This window comes from Streptomyces sp. NPDC030021, from assembly GCF_055574035.1.
The window spans coordinates 73,489-96,750 of the sequence record NZ_JBVIAH010000017.1 but is presented as its reverse complement, the minus strand read 5'-3'; the positions used below and the strand labels follow the sequence as shown (position 1 = coordinate 96,750).

General features: G+C 71.7%; 20 protein-coding genes and 1 pseudogene. 17 read left to right on the top strand and 4 right to left on the bottom strand.

Going from position 1 to position 23,262, the window contains the following annotated elements; genetic code table 11:
• The first annotated feature begins 62 nt into the window (after window positions 1-62).
• From ACZ4YL_RS29410 to ACZ4YL_RS29395, 4 genes are all read left to right on the top strand, one after another.
• Window positions 63-1,310: a serine hydrolase domain-containing protein gene (locus ACZ4YL_RS29410; protein ID WP_468120724.1), complete on the top strand. Its 1,248-nt coding sequence runs from the start codon at window positions 63-65 to the stop codon at window positions 1,308-1,310.
• A gap of 201 nt (window positions 1,311-1,511) precedes the next feature.
• Window positions 1,512-2,018 carry a GNAT family N-acetyltransferase gene (locus tag ACZ4YL_RS29405; protein ID WP_468120723.1) on the top strand — a complete coding sequence of 169 codons (507 nt, stop codon included), beginning with the start codon at window positions 1,512-1,514 and terminating at the stop codon, window positions 2,016-2,018.
• Between the two features lie 112 nt (window positions 2,019-2,130).
• Window positions 2,131-2,646: a SigE family RNA polymerase sigma factor gene (locus ACZ4YL_RS29400; protein WP_468120721.1), complete on the top strand. Its 516-nt coding sequence runs from the start codon at window positions 2,131-2,133 to the stop codon at window positions 2,644-2,646.
• A gap of 66 nt (window positions 2,647-2,712) precedes the next feature.
• Window positions 2,713-3,969 (top strand): hypothetical protein, encoded by a 1,257-nt coding sequence (locus ACZ4YL_RS29395; protein WP_468120719.1) that lies wholly within the window; start codon window positions 2,713-2,715, stop codon window positions 3,967-3,969.
• Window positions 3,970-3,975: 6 nt separating this feature from the next.
• Here the strand turns inward: ACZ4YL_RS29395 and ACZ4YL_RS29390 are convergent, their stop codons facing one another.
• Entirely contained in the window at window positions 3,976-5,691 is a 1,716-nt protein-coding gene (locus ACZ4YL_RS29390) for a bifunctional 3'-5' exonuclease/DNA polymerase (protein WP_468120717.1), read from the bottom strand.
• Window positions 5,692-5,905: 214 nt separating this feature from the next.
• On the opposite strand from ACZ4YL_RS29390, the gene ACZ4YL_RS29385 reads away from it, so the two are divergent.
• On the top strand, window positions 5,906-7,120 hold the full coding sequence (locus tag ACZ4YL_RS29385) for a DUF2786 domain-containing protein (RefSeq protein ID WP_468120715.1): 1,215 nt from the start codon (window positions 5,906-5,908) through the stop codon (window positions 7,118-7,120).
• Between the two features lie 137 nt (window positions 7,121-7,257).
• The gene (locus tag ACZ4YL_RS29380) at window positions 7,258-7,503 is read left to right on the top strand and encodes a DUF397 domain-containing protein (protein WP_030726905.1); all 246 of its coding nucleotides are present in this window, start codon (window positions 7,258-7,260) and stop codon (window positions 7,501-7,503) included.
• A gap of 110 nt (window positions 7,504-7,613) precedes the next feature.
• On the opposite strand, the gene ACZ4YL_RS29375 is transcribed toward ACZ4YL_RS29380, so the two are convergent.
• Entirely contained in the window at window positions 7,614-8,123 is a 510-nt protein-coding gene (locus ACZ4YL_RS29375; RefSeq protein ID WP_094744647.1) for an ATP-binding protein, read from the bottom strand.
• A 341-nt stretch (window positions 8,124-8,464) separates the two neighbouring features.
• Here ACZ4YL_RS29375 and ACZ4YL_RS29370 point away from each other — a divergent pair, with 341 nt between their 5' ends.
• From ACZ4YL_RS29370 to ACZ4YL_RS29330, 9 genes and pseudogenes are all read left to right on the top strand, one after another.
• Complete coding sequence (locus tag ACZ4YL_RS29370; protein ID WP_382545002.1) at window positions 8,465-9,343, top strand: helix-turn-helix domain-containing protein; 879 nt, start codon at window positions 8,465-8,467, stop codon at window positions 9,341-9,343.
• Window positions 9,344-9,432: 89 nt separating this feature from the next.
• On the top strand, window positions 9,433-10,890 hold the full coding sequence (locus tag ACZ4YL_RS29365; protein ID WP_468120713.1) for an aldehyde dehydrogenase family protein: 1,458 nt from the start codon (window positions 9,433-9,435) through the stop codon (window positions 10,888-10,890).
• A 61-nt stretch (window positions 10,891-10,951) separates the two neighbouring features.
• Window positions 10,952-13,030: pseudogene (gene mrdA / locus ACZ4YL_RS29360) on the top strand (penicillin-binding protein 2); the annotation flags it as partial.
• A 113-nt stretch (window positions 13,031-13,143) separates the two neighbouring features.
• Complete coding sequence (locus ACZ4YL_RS29355) at window positions 13,144-13,656, top strand: DinB family protein (protein WP_468120711.1); 513 nt, start codon at window positions 13,144-13,146, stop codon at window positions 13,654-13,656.
• A 25-nt stretch (window positions 13,657-13,681) separates the two neighbouring features.
• A complete protein-coding gene (locus tag ACZ4YL_RS29350) occupies window positions 13,682-14,311 on the top strand; it encodes a PadR family transcriptional regulator (protein ID WP_468120710.1) in 630 nt (209 codons plus the stop codon).
• A gap of 78 nt (window positions 14,312-14,389) precedes the next feature.
• Window positions 14,390-15,325 (top strand): ATP-binding cassette domain-containing protein, encoded by a 936-nt coding sequence (locus ACZ4YL_RS29345; RefSeq protein WP_468120709.1) that lies wholly within the window; start codon window positions 14,390-14,392, stop codon window positions 15,323-15,325.
• A complete protein-coding gene (locus tag ACZ4YL_RS29340; RefSeq protein ID WP_468120707.1) occupies window positions 15,322-16,104 on the top strand; it encodes an ABC transporter permease in 783 nt (260 codons plus the stop codon). The genes ACZ4YL_RS29345 and ACZ4YL_RS29340 overlap by 4 nt, the downstream gene beginning before the upstream one ends.
• 272 nt (window positions 16,105-16,376) lie before the next feature.
• Window positions 16,377-17,135, top strand: a complete 759-nt coding sequence (locus ACZ4YL_RS29335) for a MerR family transcriptional regulator (RefSeq protein ID WP_468120706.1) — start codon at window positions 16,377-16,379, stop codon at window positions 17,133-17,135.
• A 119-nt stretch (window positions 17,136-17,254) separates the two neighbouring features.
• Window positions 17,255-17,962, top strand: coding sequence for a DedA family protein (locus ACZ4YL_RS29330; RefSeq protein ID WP_468120705.1), 708 nt, complete (start codon window positions 17,255-17,257; stop codon window positions 17,960-17,962).
• Between the two features lie 94 nt (window positions 17,963-18,056).
• On the opposite strand, the gene ACZ4YL_RS29325 is transcribed toward ACZ4YL_RS29330, so the two are convergent.
• Both ACZ4YL_RS29325 and ACZ4YL_RS29320 read right to left on the bottom strand, forming a co-directional pair.
• Window positions 18,057-19,697: a threonine/serine exporter family protein gene (locus ACZ4YL_RS29325; protein WP_468120703.1), complete on the bottom strand. Its 1,641-nt coding sequence runs from the start codon at window positions 19,695-19,697 to the stop codon at window positions 18,057-18,059.
• A gap of 243 nt (window positions 19,698-19,940) precedes the next feature.
• On the bottom strand, window positions 19,941-20,435 hold the full coding sequence (locus tag ACZ4YL_RS29320) for an inorganic diphosphatase (protein WP_214947725.1): 495 nt from the start codon (window positions 20,433-20,435) through the stop codon (window positions 19,941-19,943).
• Window positions 20,436-20,568: 133 nt separating this feature from the next.
• Here ACZ4YL_RS29320 and dacB point away from each other — a divergent pair, with 133 nt between their 5' ends.
• Together dacB and ACZ4YL_RS29310 are read left to right on the top strand one after the other, a co-directional pair.
• Window positions 20,569-22,047 carry a D-alanyl-D-alanine carboxypeptidase/D-alanyl-D-alanine endopeptidase gene (gene dacB, locus ACZ4YL_RS29315; RefSeq protein ID WP_468120701.1) on the top strand — a complete coding sequence of 493 codons (1,479 nt, stop codon included), beginning with the start codon at window positions 20,569-20,571 and terminating at the stop codon, window positions 22,045-22,047.
• A 38-nt stretch (window positions 22,048-22,085) separates the two neighbouring features.
• Window positions 22,086-23,228, top strand: a complete 1,143-nt coding sequence (locus tag ACZ4YL_RS29310; RefSeq protein WP_468120700.1) for a zinc-dependent metalloprotease — start codon at window positions 22,086-22,088, stop codon at window positions 23,226-23,228.
• Window positions 23,229-23,262 lie beyond the last annotated feature (34 nt).

Below are 23,262 nucleotides of genomic sequence, written 5' to 3'. Positions count from 1 at the left end.
CCGGGTGCGCAGGTCTAGCGTGGAGTGATGGTTCCTTGGCTCGCGGGGTGAGGAGGCCGGGCATGACGACATGCCGGCGCAGTGCCGCCGTGGCCGTGGCGGCGGCCGTACTCGTGGCGGGGTCCGCGGGCGCGGGGGCGGGTGCGGTGTACGCACGGGACGCGGCGGCGCCCGCGGCCCCCGTGCCGGCCGCGACGGTCCCGGCGCCGGCCCCGACACCCGCCCCGACACCCGCCCCGGACGGGTTCGCGCAGCTGACCCCCGCCGTCACCCGCCGGCTGGACGCCGCGATCAAGAACGTGCTGGCCGAGGCGAAGATCCCCGGCGTGATCGTGGCCGTGTCGGCCCCGGGCAAGGGTGACTACGTACGGTCCTTCGGCACCGCCGACAAGGCCACGGGCGCGCCCATGACCCCGAACCTGAACATGCGGATCGGCAGCGTGACGAAGACCTTCACCGTGACCGCCCTGCTGGAGCTGGTCGACCAGGGGAAGGTCGGTCTGGACGACCCGATCGGCACGTACATCGACGGCGTGCCGAACGGCGACCGGATCACCCTGCGCGAGCTGGCCGGCATGCGCAGCGGTCTTTTCAACTACTCGGCGGACGAGGGCTTCTACAAGGCGCTGACCAGCAATCCTGACCGGCCCTTCACCCCGCAGGAGCTGCTCGCCTACTCCTTCAAGCACCCGGTGCTCTTCGAACCGAACGCGAAGTTCTACTACTGCAACACCAACCTGATCCTGCTCGGGCTGGTGGTGGAGAAGGTCAGCGGCGTCCCCCTCGACCGGTTCATCGACCGGGAGGTCGTCGAGCCCGCCGGGCTGAAGCACACGGTGTTCCCCACGGGCCCGGAGTTCCCGAGCCCGCACGCCCAGGGCTACACGGACCAGACGGCCTCCGGGAAGGTCGAGACCTCCACCGACTGGAACCCCTCCTGGGGCTGGGCGGCCGGCGCGATGATCTCCGACCTCACCGACCTGCGCAGCTGGGCGAAGACCCTGGCGACCGGCACCCTGCTGACCCCCGCCACCCAGGCCCAGCGCCTCGACGTGGTCGACGCGCTCCCGGGCACGGGCTACGGCCTCGGCATCTTCAACGTCCAGGGCTGGATCGGGCACAACGGCTCACTGCCGGGCTACGGATCGCTGGTCCTCTACCTGCCGGAATCGAAGGCCACGCTGGTCGTCCTGGTCAACACGGACATCGGGTACCAGGGCCAGGAGCCCAGCACCCTGTTCGGCGAGGCGATCACCAAGATCGTGACCCCCGACCGGATCTACACGCTCCCCGCCCAGCCGGCGTCGTGAGCGGGCCCGGCCGGACACGCATGTGCGCGGCGGGCCCCGGGACTTCGGTCCCGGGGCCCGCCGTCGCGTGTGCCGCCCGTCCTTCGCCACGGCCGACTCCCGCCGTAGCGTAGGGAGTCGAGGGCGCCGGGGGTCGCGGACGGCTCGGCACCCTCCACCCACCACGGTCCGCGGCGCGAAACACCCCTGAGGGAGACGCACATGAACGGTCAGGCAGCACAGAAGGACGGCCGGTCCCCGGCGGAGGACTCCGCTTCCGCGGTCTCGGTCCGCGCGGCGGGCGAGGCGGACGTCGACGCGGCGGCCGTGCTGTTCCGCGGCTACCTCGACTTCTACGAGGTGGACATCGAGGACCCGGACGCCCCGCGGGCCTTCCTGGCGGAGCGGATCGCCAAGGACGAATCGCTGGTGCTGCTCGCCGATGTCCCGGAGGCCGGCACGGTCGGCTTCGCGCAGGTCTACCGCGGGTTCTCCTCCCTCTCCCTGCGGACCGCCTGGGTCCTCAACGACCTCTACGTCGCCCCGGCCGGCCGCCGCACCGGGGCCGGCCGCGCGCTGCTGCGCGAGGTGCTGCGCCGGGCCCGCGAGGCCGGGGTGTCCGGTGTGCAGCTGGAGACCGCGTACGACAACACTGTCGCGCAGGGCCTGTACGAGGCGGAGGGCTTCGTCCGTGAGGAGTTCCACGTGTACTTCCACGACCTGGGCTGACCGGCCTGCGGCAGGAGCATCGACGGGAACGGCGGCGGGGGATGAGCGGGGGATGAAACGTTCTCCGCCTCCCTCGCGTCACAGGGGTGGGACGGACGCGAGGGGGGAGCACATGCGCCAGGGGCGCAGGGACGGGTTCCGTGAGTTCGCCGCGGGCCGCTCGGGCCCCCTGTACCGGTCGGCATGTCTGCTCGTGGGCGGGGACACCCACCTCGCGGGGGACCTGGTGCAGGAGACCCTGGGGCGGATGTACCAGCGGTGGGGCCGGATCTCCCGGATCGACAATCCGGCGGCCTACGCCCAGACGGTGCTGGTACGGGTCTTCCTCACGCACCGGCGCCGCCGGCCGGCGGGGGAGCGGCCGGTCGGGGAGCACCCCGGCCGGGGCGCGCCCGCGCAGGCCGGCGGGGATCCGGCGCAGCGGCCGACGCTGCTGGAGGCGCTGGGGCGACTGGAGCCCAAGGACCGGGCGGTGCTGGTGCTGCGCTACTGGGAGGACCGCAGCGTCGAGGAGACCGCCGACGCGATGAACGCCTCCTCGGCCGCGGTCCGTACCCGGACCTCGCGGGCGCTCGCGCGGCTGCGGGAGCAGCTGGGCGGCAGCCTTGCCGCCTTCGTGGACCTCTGAGACCGCCGGTCCGCTCCGGTCGGCCCCTCCCCTCACCCACCCAGCAAACGGAAGGTCCGGTTCCCAATGTCCATCGAAGACGAACTCGCCGAAGCCCTCCGGCGCACGGGGGAGGGCTTCACGACCGACCCCGAGGCCCTCGCGGACGCGGGCGAGGAGCGCGGCCGGCGACGGGTGGCGCGCCGCCGGGCCGCCGTGGCCGGCGGATCCGTGCTGGCCCTCGCCCTGATCGCCACGGCGGGGGCCTACTCCGGCGGCCTGTTCGGCGGCTCCGGGGACGAGGCTGCGGTCCACGCCGCGTCGCCGCCGCCGCCGACCCCGCCGGCCGACGGGCGCCGGACCGGAACCGGCGCGGTCACCGCGGACCGGATGATCGGCAACCTGAAGTCGCTCCTGCCGGCCGGCCGGCTCACCGAGCCCAAGGCGCGGGGCACGGAGGACGAGCTGGGACCGAGGGTCGGCGTCGTGTACGACGACGGCAAGGGCCCGGCGGCCATCTCCCTCAGCCTCCAGCGGGTGGACCCGTTCGGCAGCCAGTCCCGTGCGCAGACCGAGTGCGAGGACAAGAACCTGCACACCTACGACGACTGCCGGACCGAGCAGCTGCCGGACGGCTCCAGGCTGCTGCTCCACCAGGGGTACGAGTACCCGGACCGCCGGGCGGACATCAAGGTCTGGCGGGCCGTGCTCGTGACCGTGCAGGGCTTCCTGGTCGACGCGTCCGAGTGGAACGCCGCGGCCGACAAGGGCGCCCCCGTCTCGCGCACCGACCCGCCGCTGACGGTCGCGCAGTTGAAGAGCCTGGTTACCTCGGACACCTGGCACGCGGCCCTGAACGACCTGCCCGCGGCCGACCCCGAGCCGGCGCCCGGGCCGGAGTCGATCGCCCTGCGGGACCGGAAGGCCGTGGACGCCCTGGAGTACCTGATGAACCGGTTCGGGATCACCGTCCCGATCGTCTCCAAGGGCGGGCAGGGGACGTACGGCTACGTCGTGCTCGACGACGGCAAGGGCAAGTCCCTGGTCCAGATCAACGTCCAGCCGCACGCGAACGCCCCGGGCTTCACCGGGAACCCGGCCGTCACCACGGAGTCCGACGGCACGAAGGTGAAGGTCACGGCGGGGCCCGGGGAGAAGAACAAGAGCGTGACCCAGTGGAAGGTGGACACCCTGCGCACGGACGGGCTGCGCGTGCTGGTCACCGCCTTCGGCACGGCGGACCAGAACGGCCCGGCCACCCGCCCCTCACCCGCGCTGACGATGGAGCAGCTGCGGCGGATCGCGCTCGCCCCGGACTGGAACCCGGGAGCGCCCGCCCACTGATCCCGCTCACTTGGCGTCCGCGTAGCACTCCACGACCGCCGTCGTGAACGGGAACCGGACCGGGGTGTCGCCGAAGGCGATCCGGCCGGCCCGTTCGCCGGCGGCCCGGATCGCCTCCACGACGGCCTCGGCCTCCTCGGCCGGGCAGTGCACGATCACCTCGTCGTGCTGGAAGAACACCAGCTCGGCCCGCATGCCGGCGGTCGCCTGCCGCAGGGCAGCGAGCAGCAGCAGGGCCCAGTCGGCCGCGCTGCCCTGGACGACGAAGTTACGGGTGAACCGGCCGCGGGCCCGGGTGTTGGTGGAGGCGTAGCTCGGGGTCCAGCCGTCGTCCCGGTCCTGCGGGGTCCCGGTCCCGCCCTCCCCGTACCCCTCGCCCGGGTCGACGCCGCCGTCACCGGCCTCGTCCCCCTCGCCGGAGCCGGCGGGCGGCGGGCAGGTGCGGCCCAGCCAGGTCCGTACGAGCCGGCCCTCCTCCCCGGCCTTCGCCGCGTCGTCCACGTACGCGACGGCCCGGGGGAAGCGGCGGCGGAGCGCGGCCAGGTTCTTCAGGCCGTCCCCTGAGGTCTGGCCGTAGACGGCGCCGAGCACGGCGATCTTGGCCTTGTCCCGGTCGCCCGAGAAGCCCTGGCGGGAGACGGCGGTGTAGAGGTCCGAGGCCTCCCCGGCGACCTCCATGAAGGCGGGGTCGCGGGAGATCGCGGCGAGGACGCGCGGCTCCATCTGGTCGGCGTCGGCCACGACGAGCCGCCACCCGGGGTCGGCGACCACGGCCCGGCGGATCACCTTGGGGATCTGCAGGGCCCCGCCGCCGTTGGTGACCCAGCGGCCGGTGAGGGTGCCGCCGGGGATGAACTCCGGGCGGAAGCGGCCGTCGCGCACCCAGTCCGCGAGCCAGGCCCAGCCGTGGGCGGTGTAGATCCGGTACAGCTTCTTGTACTCGATCAACGGCTCGACGGCGGGATGGTCCAGCTCCTGGATCTCCCAGCGGCGGGTGGACCTGAGCTTGATCCCGGCCCCGGCGAAGGCCTTGATCACGTCGGCGGGCAGATCGGGGCGCACGCGTCTGCCGAAGGCGGCGGACACGCGGTCGGCCAGCTCGGCGAGGCGCCGGGGCTCCCCGCCGCCCGCGTACCGCTCGCCGAGCAGCTCGGTCAGCAGGGCGCGGTGCACGTCGGCCCGCCAGGGCAGGCCCACGCGGTTCATCTCGGCGGCGACGAGGAAGGCCGCCGACTCGGCGGCGGTGAGCAGCCGCATCCGGGCGGGGTGGGCGGTGGCGTCGAGCCGCTCGGCCTGGTCGGCGTGGACGGCGAGCAGGGCGTCCAGGGGGACCGGGGTGGGCTGCGGGTCGAAGAGGGAGTCCTGGGCGCGGGGTTCGGCGGCGCGCGGGCGCGGATCGGGCGGTACGGGGGCGTCGGTGAGCCGGGCCCAGGCGGCGGCCGCCGAGCGGGGCTCGCCGAAACGGCCCTCGTGGCCGAGGAGCAGCAGCTCGGCGTCCTCGATGTCGTGGCACCGCTCGACGCGCACGCCCGCGGCGAGCAGCCGGGGGTACACGGCCGCGGTGGACCGCCAGACCCAGCGCGTGCCGGGCGGGGCGGCGCGCACCGCGTCGGCGGGGTCGCGCACGCGCATCCGGACTCCGTCGGCAGGGGGTACGGGCGCGGCGTGCCACCACCCGTCGCCGTCCTCGGCGAGGGCCCACCGGGGAGTGCGGTCGCTCATGGGTGCGAGTGTCCCACCGGGGTCTGACAGTGGCCGTGCGGCGGGCCGTGCGGGGTGCGGCGCCGTTGCGGGGGCGCTGCCCCCGGGACCCCCGCGCCTCAAACGCCGGCGAGGCTGAGAGTGCGCCTCAAACTCCCCCAGCTACCGCTGGGAGGTACCCCCTGGCGGGGCTGGGATGGGCCATCGCCGCGTAGGTCTCCAGGGCCGGGCGGGAATGGGACGCGAAGGCGGACATGCCAAGCTGAGAGGTGTGAGAGACCTTGCCGAGACCGTCGACCGAGCCTTCGCCGCCGCCCTCTACGCCCAGGACGACACCGGGCTGGACACCGGCGCGTCGCTGCTCGTCGCGGACCAGGGGGGCTGGCCCGGGGTCGGGCGGGAGCTGCTGGCGCGCGGGGAGGCGTACGTACGCCAGGGCTGGGAGCGGGGCTGGCAGCCGGCCGACGTGCTGCGGCTGGTCCGCCGGGACCTCGACGAGCGGCACCTGCGGATCACCGGGGACCTGATCGCCGCCGAGGCGCGCCGCTACGCCCGGCTCCCGGCGCGCTGGGGCGCCGCCGAGGTGTGGTGGACGGGCGACGAGGAGTACGCCGACCGGCTCGCGCAGCGGGAACGGGCGGACCGGTTCACGCTGGCCACCGCCTTCCTGGAGGTGCTGCGGCTGCTGATCCGGCTGCCCTCGATCGAACCGGTGGGTCCGCTGCCCGGCGACCCGGCCGACGCGCTCGCCGAGCACGCCCACATCGAGCCGCGCATGCTGGGCCGGATCCGGGCCCTGCTCGCCAAGGCCGAGGCGACGACCTTCCCGGAGGAGGCGGAGGCGCTCAGCGCCAAGGCACAGGAGCTGATGGCCCGGCACACCGTGGACGAGGCGCTGCTGGCGGCGAGCGGCAAGGGCCCGGCCCAGGTGCCCGGCGCCTGCCGGATCGGTGTCGAGCCGCCGTACGAGGAGGCGAAGGCGGTCCTGCTCGACGCGGTGGCCGGCGCCAACCGTTGCCGGGCGGTGTGGAACAGCGGCTTCGAGTTCTCCACGGTGGTCGGCTTCGAGAGCGACCTGGAGGCGGTGGAGCTGCTCTACACGTCGCTGCTCGTGCAGGGCACGGCGGCGATGACCCGCGCGGAGGCCGCGCAGCGCTCCGGCGGGCGCAAGCGGACGAAGACCTTCAGGCAGTCCTTCCTGCTCGCCTACGCCAGCCGGCTCGGCCACCGGCTCGCCGAGACCGCCGAGCACACGGCGACGGAGGCCCCCGACAACCTGCCGGCCCTGGTGGCCCGCGACGTGGCGGTCACCTCGCGGGCGGAGGAGATGTTCCCCCGGACCACCACGACCCGGCTGCGCGGCGCCACCGACCACGCGGGCTGGGAGGACGGCACGGCCGCCGCCGACCGCGCCCACATGGGCGGCAGGCAGAAGCCGCTGCCCCGCTAGACAGGTCCCTACTCCTGAGTAGGGACCTGTCTGTGATCAACGGACCACCCCGCGTGCACGTGCATCTGCCCATGCAGCAGCTCATGAACACAGCTATGATCCGGAGGAGTTGACATCTGCACTATCGGGGGCTTCCTGTGGACCACGCGTACAACGGGATGGCAGCTGCAGAACTCGCTACCTTGTTTGAGCTGACGTGGCAGAAGAGCAGACACAGCAACTCGCAGGGTTCCTGCGTGGAGTTCGCACGGCTGCCGGGAGGCGATGTCGCCATGCGCAATTCGCGCTTTCCCGACGGACCGGCGCTCGTCTACACGCCGGCCGAGATCGAGGCTCTGCTTCTGGGCGTCAAGGACGGCGAGTTCGATCACCTGATCAGCTGACGGAACAGCGCACTCATCACGCCATGCACGTGCACTGGCCGGGACTGATCGCAATGATCAATCCCGGCCAGTTGTCCTGTGTTCGCCCTTGATCGGCGTCCGTCGGCGGTTCAGTCCTGGAGCAGGAAGAGCGCCCAGACCACCTTGCCGGTCAGCCGGCCCGCGAGCGGGTGCCAGCCCCAGCTGTCGCTGTACGAGTCCACCAGGAACAGCCCGCGCCCGGACTCCAGGTCGAAGTTCTCCTCGGTGCGCTCCGGCGAGAAGGCCCCGCCGGGCCGGTCCTCGCTGGGGTCCCGCACCGCGCACACCAGCCGCGTGCTCCACCGCATCAGGTGCAGCCGTACCGGCGGCTCCGGCTCGGCGTCCGCCCCCCGCGCGTCCTCGGGCAGGGCGTGGCGCAGCGCGTTGGTGACGAGCTCGGAGACCACCAGGGCCACATCGTCGAAGCGGTCGTCGAGGCCCCACTGGGACAGGGTCGAACGACAGAAGGAGCGGGCTCCGCGCACCGCCTCGTAACGGGCGGGCAGAGCGCAGGAGGCGGACCCGGAGACAGCCGTGGGGTCGACCGGGGGCAGCCCCTGCCGTAACGGCTCGAGCATGGTCGATCCATTCGTCCCCATGCGAGGCACTCCCGGGATTCGCGGGCGGAGCGGTCATCTCCGTCCAGAAAGAACTGCGGGGTGGGTCCGGCGCCGGCGCGAACAGCACGCAGGTGCGCGGGGACCATCGTTCCGAATGCCGGAGCCGGATGCAAGGGCAGATGCACGTGCACGCGCCGGACCTGTCCGCTCCCGTGACGGTTCTGACTCATTTCTTCCTACGCATACTTACGGACTTCTTTTCCCGGAGACGGGATTCCGTTACAGAACGAGTACGGGCCGATGCGTTTTGGTGGCAGACTGCGGCCCCTGGGGTACGGGGGCCCCGAGACGCTCGCGCACACCACGCGCACGCCAATGCGATGGGGAGGGCAGTACTAGTGACCGCAGAAGCAAGCGGTTCTGTGGTGCGCCGCATCCTCCTGGGCTCCCAGCTCAGGCGACTCCGAGAATCCCGCGGCATCACCCGTGAGGCGGCCGGCTACTCGATCCGCGCATCCGAATCGAAGATCAGCCGCTTGGAGTTGGGAAGGGTGAGCTTCAAGGCCAGAGACGTCGAGGATCTCCTCACGCTCTACGGAGTCACGGACAGCACGGAGCGCGAGTCGCTGCTCGGACTGGTCCGGGAGGCCAACGCGACCGGCTGGTGGCACAGTTACGGCGACGTGTTGCCCGGGTGGTTCCAGACGTACATCGGCCTGGAGGGCGCCGCCTCGCTCATCCGGATCTACGAAGTCCAGTTCGTCCACGGACTGTTGCAGACCGAGGCGTACGCGCACGCCGTCGTCAGCCGCGGCATGCCCGGCGCCACCGCCGCCGAGATCGACCGCCGCGTCGCCCTGCGCCTGGAGCGCCAGAAGGTCCTCGTCTCGGAGAACGCCCCCATCTTCCACGCCGTCCTCGACGAGGCCGCGCTGCGTCGGCCGTACGGCGACCGCGAAGTCATGCGCGGCCAGCTGGAGCACCTCATCGAGGTCTCCCAGCGGCCCAACGTGCAGCTCCAGGTGATGCCCTTCTCCTTCGGCGGCCACGCGGGCGAGAGCGGAGCCTTCACCCTGCTGCGCTTCCCCGAGTCCGACCTCCAGGACATCGTCTATCTGGAACAGCTCACCAGTGCCCTCTACCTGGACAAGGGCGAGGAAGTGGGGCAGTACGAAAGGGCGATGGAACGGCTCCAGGCGGACTGCCCCGACGTCGAACGGACCCGGGATCTTCTCCGTGGCCTGCTCCAACTGTCTTGATTCGCACGTAGTATGACGTCTGATCAGTGCATGATGACCGATCGGTCTCCGGTGCAGCGCACGGGTGCGCGCTCGCAGTAAGGGATGGCATGTCCATATTCAGCGACCTGGCTCACCAGTACATCGACGGCGAATGGCTGGCCGGTACCGGTTCGTGGGACATCATCGACGTCAACCCCTTCAACGGGGAGAAGCTCGCGGCCATCACGGTGGCCACCGTCGAGCAGGTGGACCAGGCCTACCGCGGCGCCGAACGCGCCCAGCGCGAGTGGGCCGCCACCAGCCCTTACATCAGACGCGCGGTCCTGGAGCGCGCCCTGCGGATCACCGAGGAGCGCGAGAAGGAGATCGTCGAGGCGATGATCGACGAGCTCGGCGGGACGCGTCCCAAGGCCGAGTACGAGGTCCACCTCGCGATGGAGTTCATCCGCGAGTCCCTCCAGCTCGCCGTCCGGCCCGAGGGGCGGATCCTGCCCTCGCCGGTCGAGGGCAAGGAGAACCGGGTCCAGCGGCTCCCCGTGGGCGTCGTCACCGTGATCAGCCCCTTCAACTTCCCCTTCCTGGTGACCCTGAAGTCGGTCGCCCCGGCCCTGGCGCTGGGCAACGCGGTCGTCATCAAGCCCAACCAGAACGCCCCGGTCGTGGGCGGCGGCGTGATCGCCAAGATCTTCGAGGACGCCGGGCTGCCGGCCGGCCTGCTGAACGTCCTGGTCACCGACATCGCCGAGATAGGCGACGCGCTCCTGACCCACCCCGTCCCCAAGGTCATCTCGTTCGCGGGATCGGACCGGGTCGGCCGGCACGTCGGGGCGATCGCCGCCCGCCACTTCAAGCGCACGGTCCTGGAGCTCAGCGGGAACAGCGCGCTCGTCGTGCTCGACGACGCCGACCTCGACTACGCGGTGGACGCGGCCGTCTTCAGCCGCTTCGTCTACCAGGGCCAGGTCTGTATGGCCGCCAACCGGATCCTCGTCGACGCCTCCGTCGCCGAGGAGTTCACCGAGAAGTTCACCGCACGCGTGCGCGGCCTCAAGACGGGCGACCCGCACGAGGCCGACACCCACATCGGCCCCCTGATCAACTCCTTCCAGGCCGACGCCCTGACCGCGCTCGTGGACCAGGCCGTGGAATCCGGCGCGCAGGCGCTCGTACGCGGGTCTACGCGCGGCAACCTGGTCGAACCCACGGTGCTCGCCGGGATCCCCGAGGACTCCCCGCTGCTGAGCCAGGAGATCTTCGGCCCGGTGGCCCTGCTGGTGGTCTTCGACGGCGAGGACGAGGCCGTACGGCTGACCAACGCGACCCCCTACGGGCTCAGCGGAGCCGTGCACACCCGGGACGTGGAGCGGGGCGTCCGCTTCGCCCAGCGGATCGAGACGGGCATGATCCACGTCAACGACTCCACGATCGGGGACGAGCCGCTGGCCGCCTTCGGCGGCGAGAAGGCCTCGGGTCTGGGCCGGCTGAACGGCGAGGCCACGGTCGAGGCCTTCACCACGCAGAAGTGGATCTCCGTACAGCACGGCCGGACGACCTTCCCGTTCTAGGTCACCCCCGCCGTCCCCCTAGACTCGGCCGGGCGTAGGCAGCCGCCCGGGGGAGAACGAGTTGAGCAACATACCGGAGACCGGCCGGACCCCTCGGGTCCAGAACCGGCTCGTCGTCATCCAGATCGTGGTCTTCTCGCTGTTGCTCACGCTGGGCGGACGCCTCTGGTACCTCCAGATCCGCAATGGCCCGGAGTACACGGACGAGGCGAAGAACAACCACGTCCAGCAGGTGGTCCAGCCCGCCGTGCGCGGCTCGATCCTGGACTCGCGCGGGATTCCGCTCGCCGACAACGCGACCCACCTCGTGGTCTCCGCCAGCCGCACCGAACTGCTGACCATGAAGGACAAGGGCAAGTCCGTGCTGACCCGGCTCGCCGGGGTGCTGGGCATGGACGCCCAGGAGGTCATCGACAAGGTCCGGCTCTGCGACGCCAAGACCAAGCAGCCCTGCTGGAACGGCTCCCCCTACCAGCCGATCCCGGTCAGCGACGAGGCCACCACCGAGCAGGCCCTGCAGATCCGCGAGCACCCCGAGGACTTCCCGGGCATCACGGCCGAGGCGACCGCGCTGCGCCGCTACGCCGCCCCGGACCAGGCCAACACCTCCCAGGTGCTGGGCTACCTCTCGCCGGTGACCGACGAGGAGATCGCCAAGGCGAAGAAGTCGGAGTCGCCGTACCTGCGTTCCGACCAGGTCGGACGCTCCGGCCTGGAGCGCACGTACGACAAGGAGCTGCGCGGCAAGGCGGGCATCACCCGCTACGAGGTGGACAACCTCGGCCGGGTCATCGGCCAGGGCGAGACCGACCCGGCGAGGCCCGGCTCGAACATCGTGACCTCGATCGACTCCCGGGTGCAGGCGGTCGCCGAGCGCGAGCTGAACAACGCGATGATCGAAGCCCGCAAGGTCCGGGACAAGAACACCGGCCGCAACTACGAGGCCGACTCGGGCGCCGTCGTGGTGATGGAGACCAAGACCGGCCGGGTCGTGGCGATGGCCTCGAACCCGACCTACGACCCCAACGCCTGGGTGGGCGGCATCTCCGCGAAGGACTACGCCTCCCTCACCGACAAGGAGTCGAACTACCCGCTGCTGAACCGGGCGATCCAGGGACAGGCGGCGCCGGGCTCCATCTTCAAGGTGGTCACCTCGACGGCTGCGGTCAACGCCGGGTACCCGTTCAACAACCGCTACCCCTGCCCCAGCTCGTATTCGGTCGGCAGCCAGACCTTCACGAACTTCGAGTCGCAGGGCCACGGTGACATCACCATCGGCCGGGCGCTGGAGGTCTCCTGCGACACCGTCTACTACGCCATCGCGGACCAGGAGTGGAAGAAGGACGGCGGGATCAAGCCGAAGAAGGACCCGAAGGACTGGTTCCTCAAGACCGCCCACGAGTTCGGGCTGGGCAAGCGCACCGGCATCGACCTGCCGAACGAGGTCCCCGGCCGGGTCCCCGACCGGAAGTGGAAGCAGGACTTCTTCGACGCGAACAAGGACGCCTGGTGCCGCGACGGCAAGAAGAACGGCTCCTTCGCCGAGAAGATCGCCTACGAGAACTGCCGCCAGGGCAACCAGATGCGCGAGGGTGACGCCATCAACTACTCGATCGGGCAGGGCGACACGCTCGTCACCCCGGTCCAGATGGCCTCCGTCTACTCGGCCATCGCCAACGGCGGCACGCTCCACCAGCCCGGCATCGGCAAGGCGATCGTCAGCGCCGACGGGAAGTCGGTCCAGGAGATCGCGCCGAAGGAGCAGGGCAAGCTGCCGATGGACGCGAAGACCCGCGACAACATCGACGAGGCCCTCGCGGGCGTCGCCACCAACGGCAGCGCGGCCTGGCGCTTCGGCGGCTGGCCGCAGAAGCAGATCCCGATGCACGCCAAGACGGGTACGGCCGAGGTCCAGGGCAAGCAGACGACCTCGTGGTTCGCCTCGTACACCGAGGACTACGCGATCGTCATGACGATCTCCCAGGGCGGCACCGGCTCGGGTGCCTCGGGACCGGCGGTCCGCAACATCTACGAGGCGATGTACGGGCTCGACCCGACGGGCAAGCAGGACCTCTCCAAGGCCCTGCTCCCGCAGCCCGCCACCGCGCTGCCGGCGCTCCGCCCCGACGGGGAGATCGAAGGCAACTGAACGGCCAATGAGGACAGGCTCTGACCTCAATGCTCCGTAGCGTGTGTCGTGTCGGGGGGAGGAGCCCCCCGGCAGGACACACCTCACGCATAAGGCGGTCGGTCATGGCTCAGATTTCCACCGAGGTCCCCGGCGACGAGCGCGGCACCCTCCTCGCCTTCGTCGGCGCCCAGCGCACGGCGATCCGCGAATCGCTCCTCGGGCTCAGCGAGGAGCAGGCTGCCAGCCGCCCCAGCGTCAGCGAGCTCACCCTGTCCGGGCTGCTCAAGCACGTGGCCGAGGTCGAGCTGAACTGGCTGCGCCTCGCCCAGCAGGTGCCGAACGAGAAGGCGCGCACCCAGGAGACCTGGGGCGAGGCCTTCCGCCTGGTCGACGGCGAGTCGATCCCGTCGGTCCTCGCCTTCTGGGACGAGGTCGCGGAGCAGACGGCGGCCTTCGTCGCCTCCGTGCCGAGCCTGGACGACACCTTCCCGCTCCCGCCGGCGCCCTGGTTCCCCAAGGACGCCAAGGTCTCGATGCGCTGGATGCTCCTGCACCTGGTGGAGGAGTTCGCCCGCCACGCGGGCCACGCGGACATCGTCCGCGAATCCCTCGACGGCACCAAGGCGATGGGCTAGCGGGGCGGGGGCTTAGCCTGGCCCCATGTCAGCGATCCGGCTTCTTGTCCTCGGTGCGGTCCGCCAGCACGGGCGGGCCCACGGGTACCAGGTACGCAACGACCTGGAGTACTGGGGCGCCCACGAGTGGTCGAACACCAAGCCCGGATCGATCTACCACGCGCTCAAGCAGATGGCCAAGCAGGGCGTCCTGCACGCGCACGAGGTGGCGCCGAGCGCGGCGGGCGGGCCGCCGCGCACCGAGTACGAGGTGACGGACGCCGGCCGCGAAGAGTACTTCCGGCTGCTGCGCGAGGCCCTCGCGGCGTACGACCAGAAGACGGACGTGCTGTCGGCGGCGATCGGCTTCATGGTCGATCTGCCGCGGGCAGAGGTGCTCGCGCTGCTCCGGGAGCGGATGGCGAAGCTGGCGCTCTGGCGGTCGTCGGTGACGGACTACTACACGCCGGAGGGCGGCCCGGAGGCGCTGGGCCACATCGGCGAGATCATGCACAGGTGGGTCCACTCCGCGGATGCCGAGGCGGAGTGGACGCGGGGGCTCGTCGCCCGGATCGAGGGGGGCGCGTACTCCTTCGCCGGTGAGGGCGGCGATCCGTTCGTGGGGGTCCTCGCGGACGGCCAGGAGAATCCGTACGCCACGCACCGGGATGCATAATCAAGTTTGACTAGCCGAGAGGTGGGCATTACCTTGAGCGCGCCCAGCTATTCAAATTTGATTACTGGAGGAGCGGTTTTGGCGATCTTCGTCGAAGGTGTCCACAAGCGGTACGGCGGCAGGCCCGCGCTGGCGGGGCTCGACCTGGAGGTGAAGCCCGGGACGGTGCACGCCGTCCTCGGCCCCAACGGAGCCGGGAAGACCACGGCGGTGCGCGTCATGAGCACCCTGCTGCGGCACGACGAGGGCGTGGTCCGGGTCGCCGGTCACGACGTACGCACCCAGGCGCCCGCCGTCCGCGCCCGGATCGGGCTGCTCGGCCAGCACGCGGCGCTCGACGAGGAACTGGCCGGGCGGCAGAACCTGGAGATGTTCGGCCGCCTCCACCACCTCGGCGCCCGGCGGGCCGGGCTGCGCGCCGGCGAACTGCTGGAGCGCTTCGGCCTCGCGGACACCGGCCGCAAGCCGGTGAGGCAGTACAGCGGCGGCATGCGGCGCCGGCTCGACCTCGCGGCGTCCCTGATCACCGAGCCGGAGGTGCTCTTCCTCGACGAGCCGACCACCGGGCTCGACCCGCGCGGCCGCACCGAGGTATGGAGCGCGGTCCGCTCCCTGGTGGGCGGCGGCACCACCGTCCTGCTCACCACGCAGTACCTGGAGGAGGCCGACCAGCTGGCCGACCGCATCACGCTGATCGACGCGGGGCGGGTGGCGGCCGAGGGCACGGCCGACGAGCTGAAGTCCCTCGTCGGGCCCGACCGGATCGTCGTCGTCGTGCGGGACGCGGCACGGCTCACCGAGGCTGCCCGGCTGCTGCCGGACCCGGCCGTGGACCCGGACTCCCTGACCCTGAGCTTCCCGGTGGAGGACCGGATGGCGGGCCTGGCCCTGACCCTGCGCGCGCTGGAGGGGGCGGACATCGAGGCACGGGACCTCGCGGTCCGCCGCCCCACGCTCGACGAGGTCTTCCTGCACCTGACCGACCGCACGGACGCCACGGAGGTGGCCGCATGAGCACGCCCTGGGTGGTCGTGGACTCCTGGACGATGACCCGGCGCGAGCTCGCCCACTGGGGGCGCCGGCCCGTCCAGACGGTCGTCGGACTGGTCTTCCCCGTGATGCTGCTGCTGATGTTCGGCTTCCTGATCGGCGGCGGGCGCGGGGTCGACGGCGATTACGTGGAGTTCCTGGTGCCCGGGATGCTCGCGCTGACCATGGCCTTCGGGCTGGAGGCGACGATGACCGCCGTCACCCAGGACCTGGGCAAGGGGGTGATCGACCGGTTCCGCGCCATGCCGATGTCCTCCGCGGCGGTGCTGGTCGGCCGCAGCGCTGCGGACATGCTCCAGTCGGCGGTGGGCCTGGCCGTCCTCGCGGGCGTCGGCCTGCTGCTGGGCTGGCGCCCGCACGGCTCCCCGGCGGCCGCCCTGCTCGCCTTCGCGCTGCTCCTGCTGCTGCGCTTCGCGATGCTGTGGATCGGCATCTTCCTGGGCATGGTCGCGGGCCGTCCGGAGCTGGTGCAGGCGGTGCAGATCCTGGTGTGGCCGGTGGGCTTCCTCTCCAACGCCTTCGCCACACCGGAGGCGATGCCGGGCTGGCTGGGGGCGGTGGTGGAATGGAATCCGATGTCGGCGACGGCGACCGCGGTCCGCGACCTGTTCGGCAACCCGGCCGCGGCCGGGCAGTCGTGGGCCGCCGACCACGCGGCGCTGCTCGCCGTCGGCTGGCCGGTCCTGCTGCTGGCGGTCTTCTTCCCGCTGGCGGTGGCCCGCTTCCGGGGTCTGAGCAAGTAGCTGCCCTAGGGGATGTCTTGCCGGTCAGGCCGGGCTCGCGGTGGCCGGTGCCGCGCCTCGCCGCGTTGTCCTCGGTCGGCGACGCTCCGCGTCGCCTCCCTCGTCCGCCTTGCGATCCTTCCCCTCGGCCCTGGCGGGCCTGGGGAGACCCCATGGCACCGGCCACCGCTCCCTGATCCGGCCTGACCGGCAAGACATCCCCTAGCGGGCTTGCACCTCACGCCGCGTGAGGGACCACAGTGAAGGGCGTACCCAACCTGAGGAGGGAAGAGATGGGCCACTCCGTGGGCCAGGTCGCCGGTTTTGCCGGAGTCACGGTGCGCACCCTGCACCACTACGACGAGATCGGTCTGCTCTCCCCGAGCGGCCGCAGCCACGCGGGACACCGGCGGTACGGCGACGCCGACCTGGACCGGCTGCAGCGGATCCTGTTCTACCGGGAGCTCGGCTTCCCCCTCGACGAGGTCGCGGTCCTGCTGGACGACCCGGAATCGGATCCTCAGGAGCATCTGCGCCGGCAGCATGCCCTGCTGACCGACCGGATCGCCCGGCTCCAGCAGATGGCCAAGGCCGTTGAGCACGCCATGGAGGCGAAGAAGATGGGCATCAACCTCACGCCCGAGGAGAGGTTCGAGGTCTTCGGGGACCAGGACCCCGAGCAGTACGCACAAGAGGTCGAGGAGCGCTGGGGCGACACCGAGGCGTACGCCGAGTCGCAGCGCCGGGCGGCCTCGTACACCAAGGACGACTGGCAGCGGATCCAGGACGAGTCCGCCGACTGGGGCCGCCGGTACGTGGCGGTCATGGAGGCGGGCGAGCCCGCCGACGGCGAGCGCGCGATGGACCTGGCCGAGGAGCACCGCCTGCACATCCACAAGTGGTTCTACGACTGCCCGTACGAGATGCACACGTGGCTCGGGGAGATGTACGTGGCGGACGAGCGGTTCGCGGCGTTCTACGGCGCGATGAAGCCGGGTCTCGCCGAGCACCTGAGGGACGCGATCCTCGCGAACGGCGTGCGCAACGTGTAAGCGGAATGTCACGCAAGCGACCCCCTCCCGGGCCTGGAACCGGGTGGGGGTCGTGTGCGTTGATAATTGAAAACCGCCCGTCCCGCAGCACACCCCTGATCCAGGAGAGCCCGGAACCCGTGTATACGCTTGCGCTCGGCCCTACGTGGCTGTCCCCGGACTATCTGATCTCGCACTTCGGCCTGATCGGCATCCTGGTCATCGTCTTCGCCGAGTCCGGGCTCTTCGCGTTCCTCCCCGGCGACTCCCTGCTGTTCACGGCGGGCCTGCTGGTCGCGGACGGGCAGTACATCAAGCAGCCGCTGTGGCTGGTCTGCACCCTGATCGTGGCCGCCGCGATCATCGGTGACCAGGTCGGCTACATGATCGGCAAGTTCTTCGGGCCGAAGCTCTTCAACCGGCCGAAGTCCAAGCTCTTCAAGCGGGAGAACCTGGACAAGGCGCACGAGTTCATGGACAAGCACGGCCCCAAGGCCATCGTGCTCGCCCGCTTCGTGCCGATCATCCGCACCTTCGCCCCGATGGTCGCGGGCGCCGGCACGATGAAGTACCGCACCTTCCTGACCTACAACGTCATCGGCGGCATCGGCTGGGGTGCGGGCGTCACGCTCGCCGGCTACTGGCTCGGCCAGATCGAGTTCATCAAGACGAACGTCGAGCCGATCCTGGTGGGCATCGTCCTGATCTCGGTCATCCCCGTGATCTTCGAGGTCCTCAAGGCCCGCAAGGAGAACAAGGCGAACGCCGGCGCCGAGGCGGCCGAGGCCGTGACCGACGGCTCCGCCCCGCAGGCCCCGGGCGCGCGCGGCCGCCACGCCAAGCGCTGAGGCCCGCGCCCGGCACCCCGTACCAGAGCCCGTACGAGGCCGCGTACGGAGCCCTGGCGGGGCCCCAGGGGGTGTCTTGCCGATCAGGCTGGGCTCAGAAGCCGCGGGTCCGCTTCGCCGCACGGCGCTTGGCGGCGCTCGTGGCCCCCGGGATGCGCATGAACAGCCGCGAGGCCTCCGACCCGAGGTTGACCCCGATCGCGATGGCCAGCGCGATGGCCGCGGCGTTCACCAGCGAGCCGAGGCCCTCGTTCAGCCGGTTCTCGGCGATCAGCAACAGCCCGTAGTACACCGCCGAGCCGGGCAGCAGCGGGCCGATGGCGGCCGTCACGTACGGCAGGGCGGAGGCGAAGCGGTAGCGGGAGAAGAGCTGCCCGAAGAGGCCCACCAGCCCGGCCGCGATGGCCGTGGACGGGACGGGCGGGATGCCCCCCGCGTAGTGCAGGGCCCCGAAGGTGACCCAGGCGACCGCGCCGTTCAGCGTCACGATCCACACGGTGGACCGTTCCTGCTGGAGCAGGATCGCAAAGGTGAACACCAGCACCATCGAGGCGGCGATCTGGATCAGCGGCCGCTGCTGGATCTGGAGGACCTCCTCCGGCCGCGGCGAGGCGTCGAACTGCAGCCCCACGTAGAGCACCACCAGCACGCCCATGATGATGCCGATGAAGAGGTACATGACCTCCAGCAGCCGGGCCGACGCGGTGATGTAGTAGCCGGTCAGGCCGTCCTGCACGGCCGCGACCACGGCCCGTCCCGGCAGCAGCGCGAACAGCCCACCGGTGATCACGGCGGAGGCCTTGACGTCGATCCCCGTCATGTTGAGCGCGACCCCGAGGGCGGCCGGCGGCATCGCGGCGACCACGAACTGGTAGAACTCGGGCAGCCCGCGCCCGGCGCACAGCCAGGCCAGGCGGTCGCCGAGCACCGCGCCGATCGCTGCGGCGAAGAAGACGAGGACCCCGCCGCCGACGAGCGTGGAGGCGGCCCCGGCGAGCAGTCCGGCGGAGGCCGTGAGCATCCAGCCGGGGTACGGGTGCCGGTTGCGGCGGATCTCGGCGAGGCGCCGGTAGGCCTCCTCCAGCGTCACGTCGATCTCATGGGCGCTGATGTCGTCCACGAGCCGGAACACGGCCGCGAGCCGGTTGTAGTCGGTGCCGCGGCGGCGCACGGTTCGGCTGGCCGTGACCGGATCGCCCACCAGCGAGGGGTGGTGGGTGATCGACAGCATGGTGAAGGTGACGGTCGGCTCGCAGCGGTCCAGCCCGTAGGAGCGGGCCACCGCGAACATCGCGGCCTCCACGTCCTCGGCGCCCTCACCGCCCGCGAGCAGCAGCTCGCCGATGCGCAGGGTCAGGTCGAGCACGCGGCCCACGGCGGGCCCGGTCTCGCTGTGGCGCTGCACGAGGTCCGGTACGGGGCGCACGTCGACCGGCATGCGCAGCATCGTGCGCATGCGGTCCTGCCAGGGCGATTCCTTCATCTGCGCGACGGGGAAGCTCTGGCCGGGGGTGTAGGCGGGCGGGGACTGCGCGGCCCGGTAGGTGGCCGGGGCGGCGAAGGCCGACCCCTCGGGCTCGGGCTCCACCGGACCGGCGCCCGCCGGACGGGCGAATTCCGAGGTGGGCTGGTCCTCCTCCGGAACGTCCGGCTCCATGCCGGGCGGCGGCGTGAAGGCGCTGTGCGCCTCGTCGGACTGGGGCTTCCTGTCCTCTGCCCCGTCGGCCTCCGCCACGCGTCCTCCAGTCCGTGATCACCCGGGGTATCAGTATGCGGAATCGTTTCCTCCCGCGGCACACCCAGCGCATACCCAGCGCTCACCCAGCGCCCACCCGGCGCTCCACCCGGCGCTCCACCCGGCCGCGCCCGCCGCAGCGGCCCGCGAACGCGACAGCGGGCGGCATCCCAGAGGGATACCGCCCGCCATGTCACAAGGGGCGCGGGGGAGTGCCCCGGCCCGTCACCGCCGAGCGCGAGCTCAGTGGTGGCCGCCCTGCGCCTCCAGGCGCTTGTACGAGGCCTCGATCTCGGCCTCGGCCTCGGTGCGGCCGACCCAGTTCGCGCCCTCGACGGACTTGCCCGGCTCCAGGTCCTTGTAGACCTCGAAGAAGTGCTGGATCTCCAGGCGGTCGAACTCGGAGACGTGGTGGATGTCGCGCAGGTGCTCGACACGCGGGTCCGAGGCCGGCACGCACAGCAGCTTGGCGTCGCCACCCGCCTCGTCCGTCATGTTGAACATGCCGATGGCGCGGCACTTGATCAGGCAGCCCGGGAAGGTCGGCTCGTCAAGGATGACCAGCGCGTCCAGGGGGTCGCCGTCCTCGCCGAGGGTGTTCTCGACGAAGCCGTAGTCGGCCGGGTAGCTGGTCGAGGTGAAGAGGCGACGGTCCAGGCGGATCCGGCCGGTCTCGTGGTCCACCTCGTACTTGTTCCGCGAACCCTTGGGGATCTCGATGGTGACGTCGAACTCCACGTCCTGCTCCTCCATGATCAGCTGCATTGCTTCGGGACTGCGTCGATTCGTCTGCGTGCGCGTCCGGCCCAGCCCTGCCGGGTGGGGTGCCATGCTCGCGGCAAGACGCAGTGGTTAAGTGTCCCTCACGCATATGTGTGATCGCGAAAGGGGCTGGTCCGAGGTGCCATTGGTCAAGACCTGGCAGCTCATCGCAGGGTCGGCCGTCGCCGGCCTCGCCCTGTCGGTGGCAGCGGTGACCGCGGCCGGTCCTTGGGACTCCGGCCAGCGTAAGGCCGAGCGGGACACAGCCGCCTCCTGGGACCGTACGGGTGGCGCAGATCACGGCGGAGGGCCCGGTTCCGGCGCCCTGCCCGAGGCCGCGCCCAGCGCCCCCGGGGTGCTCGGCGCCATCGGCCCCGGCGCCCCGCGCGCGCAGAGCGCCCCCGCCGCGCCCGCCTCCGCCGGGGGCCTGGCCGCCGTGCTGAAGCCGCTGCTCGCCGATCCCGCGCTCGGCAGCCTGCGGACCGCGTCCGTCGTCGACACCGCCACCGGGCAGGTCCTCTACGAGTCCGGGGCGCGGGACGCGATGACCCCGGCCTCCACCGTCAAGATCGCCACCGCCGCGGCCGCGCTGGCCGCCCTCGGGCCCGAGCACCGGATCAGGACCACCGTCACGCCCGGCGACGCCGCCGGACAGATCGTCCTGGCCGGCGGCGGCGATCCCTCGCTCACCGCCAAGAAGAAGAGCCCCGCCGGATCCGGCGGCAGCCTCGTCGCCCTCGCGGCCGACACCGCACAGGCCCTCAAGGCCGCCGGCACCGACACCGTGACCCTGGGATACGACGACAGCCTCTACACCGGCCCCGCCCGCCACCCGATCGGCGCCAACCCCAACATCGCTCCGGTGACCGCCCTGACGGCCGACGAGGGCCGCCCCGACGACTCCACCTCCGGGCCCGTGGACCGGTCCGACGACCCCTCCAAGGACGCCGCCCGGGCCTTCCGCACCCTCCTGGCCGAACGCGGCATCAAGGTCACCGGCGAACCGGCAAAGGCCAAGGCCGCCGCCGGCGTCCAGCCGCTGGCCGTCACTCTCTCCACCCCGGTCGCCGGGCTCGTCGAGCGGATGCTGACCAACAGCGACAACGACATCGCCGAGGCCCTCGCCCGGCAGACCGCCCTCGCCTCCGGCCGCCCCGCGAGCTTCGAGGGCGCCGAGAAGGCCGTCACCGACCGGCTCACCGCCCTCGGCATCGACACCGCCGGCTCCCGCTTCGCCGACGGCAGCGGCCTGAACCGCGCCGACAAGGTCAGCGCCGGCCTGCTCACCGGGCTCCTCACCAAGGCCGCCGACCCCCAGCGCCCCGAGCTGCGGCCGGTCCTCACCGGACTGCCCGTCGCCGGATTCACCGGAACCCTGAAGGCCCGCAATTCCGGCAGCTCCCCGGCCGCAGGCCTGCTCCGCGCCAAGACCGGCACCCTGTCCGGGGTGAACTCCCTCTCCGGGACCGTCGTCGACTCCTCCGGCCGACTCCTCGCCTTCGCCTTCCTGACGGCGAACGCCCCCGGCCCCGAGGGCGCCGAGAAGGCCCTCGACAAGCTGGCCGCGGCCGTCGCGACCGCTTCGTAGGGGGTCCGCCGGAGGGCCGGTCCACGTACGGTTGACGCATGACGAGCATCGGTGGTGCGGAGATGGTCGACTGGAACCTCGCGGTGGCGACCGCGACCCGACTGGTACGACCCGGCCCGGAGGTCACCCGGGACGAGGCGCGGGCCGTCGTCGCCGAGCTGCGGCGGCACGCCAGGACCTCGGAACGGCACGTGCGCGAGTTCACCCGGATGATCCCCGAGGGGTCGGCCGTCCCCGACACGCCCGTCCTGGTCGTCGACCGGGCCGGCTGGGCCAAGGCCAACGTCGCCGGCTTCCGCGAGCTGCTCCAGCCGCTCCTCGGCAAGATGCAGGACCGCCGTGCGGGCGCCTCCGGCGGAGCCGTCCTCGGAGCCGTCGGCGGCAAGGTCACCGGCGTCGAGCTGGGCATGCTGCTGAGCTTCCTGGCCTCCCGGGTCCTGGGCCAGTACGAGACCTTCGCACCCGTCTCCCGGGACCTCCCCGCCTCCGCCGCCGGCGGCCGGCTGCTGCTCGTCGCGCCCAACATCGTGCACGTCGAGCGCGAGCTGGAGGTGCACCCGCACGACTTCCGGCTCTGGGTCTGCCTGCACGAGGAGACGCACCGTACACAGTTCACCGCCGTCCCGTGGCTGCGCGACCACCTCGAAGGCGAAATCCAGACGTTTCTCGGCGCCACCGAGCTGGACCCGTCCACCGTCCTGGAACGCATCCGTGAGGCCGCCCAGTCCTTCGCGGGCGCCCGCCCCGACGCCGAGCACGGCGACGAAGGCCGCTCCCTCGTGGAACTCGTGCAGACCCCCGAGCAGCGCGAGATCCTGAGCCGGCTCACCGCCGTCATGTCCCTGCTGGAAGGCCACGCCGACTTCGTGATGGACGGGGTCGGCCCCCAGGTGGTGCCCTCGGTCGCCGAGATCCGCGAGAAGTTCCAGCAGCGCAGGGCCAGCGGGGCCGGCCGCCTCGACGCCGCCCTGCGCAAGCTGCTGGGCCTGGACGCCAAGCTGCGCCAGTACCGCGACGGCGAGCGGTTCGTACGCGCCGTCGTCGGCCAGGTCGGCATGGACGGCTTCAACCGGGTGTGGACCTCCCCGAACACACTGCCGACCAAGGCCGAGATCGCCAGGCCCGCCGACTGGGTGGCCCGGGTGCACCGCAAGGGGAGCGAACCGAGCGAAGCGGAGTGACACAGGGGGCGTAAACATGTCTCACTGGGGGAAG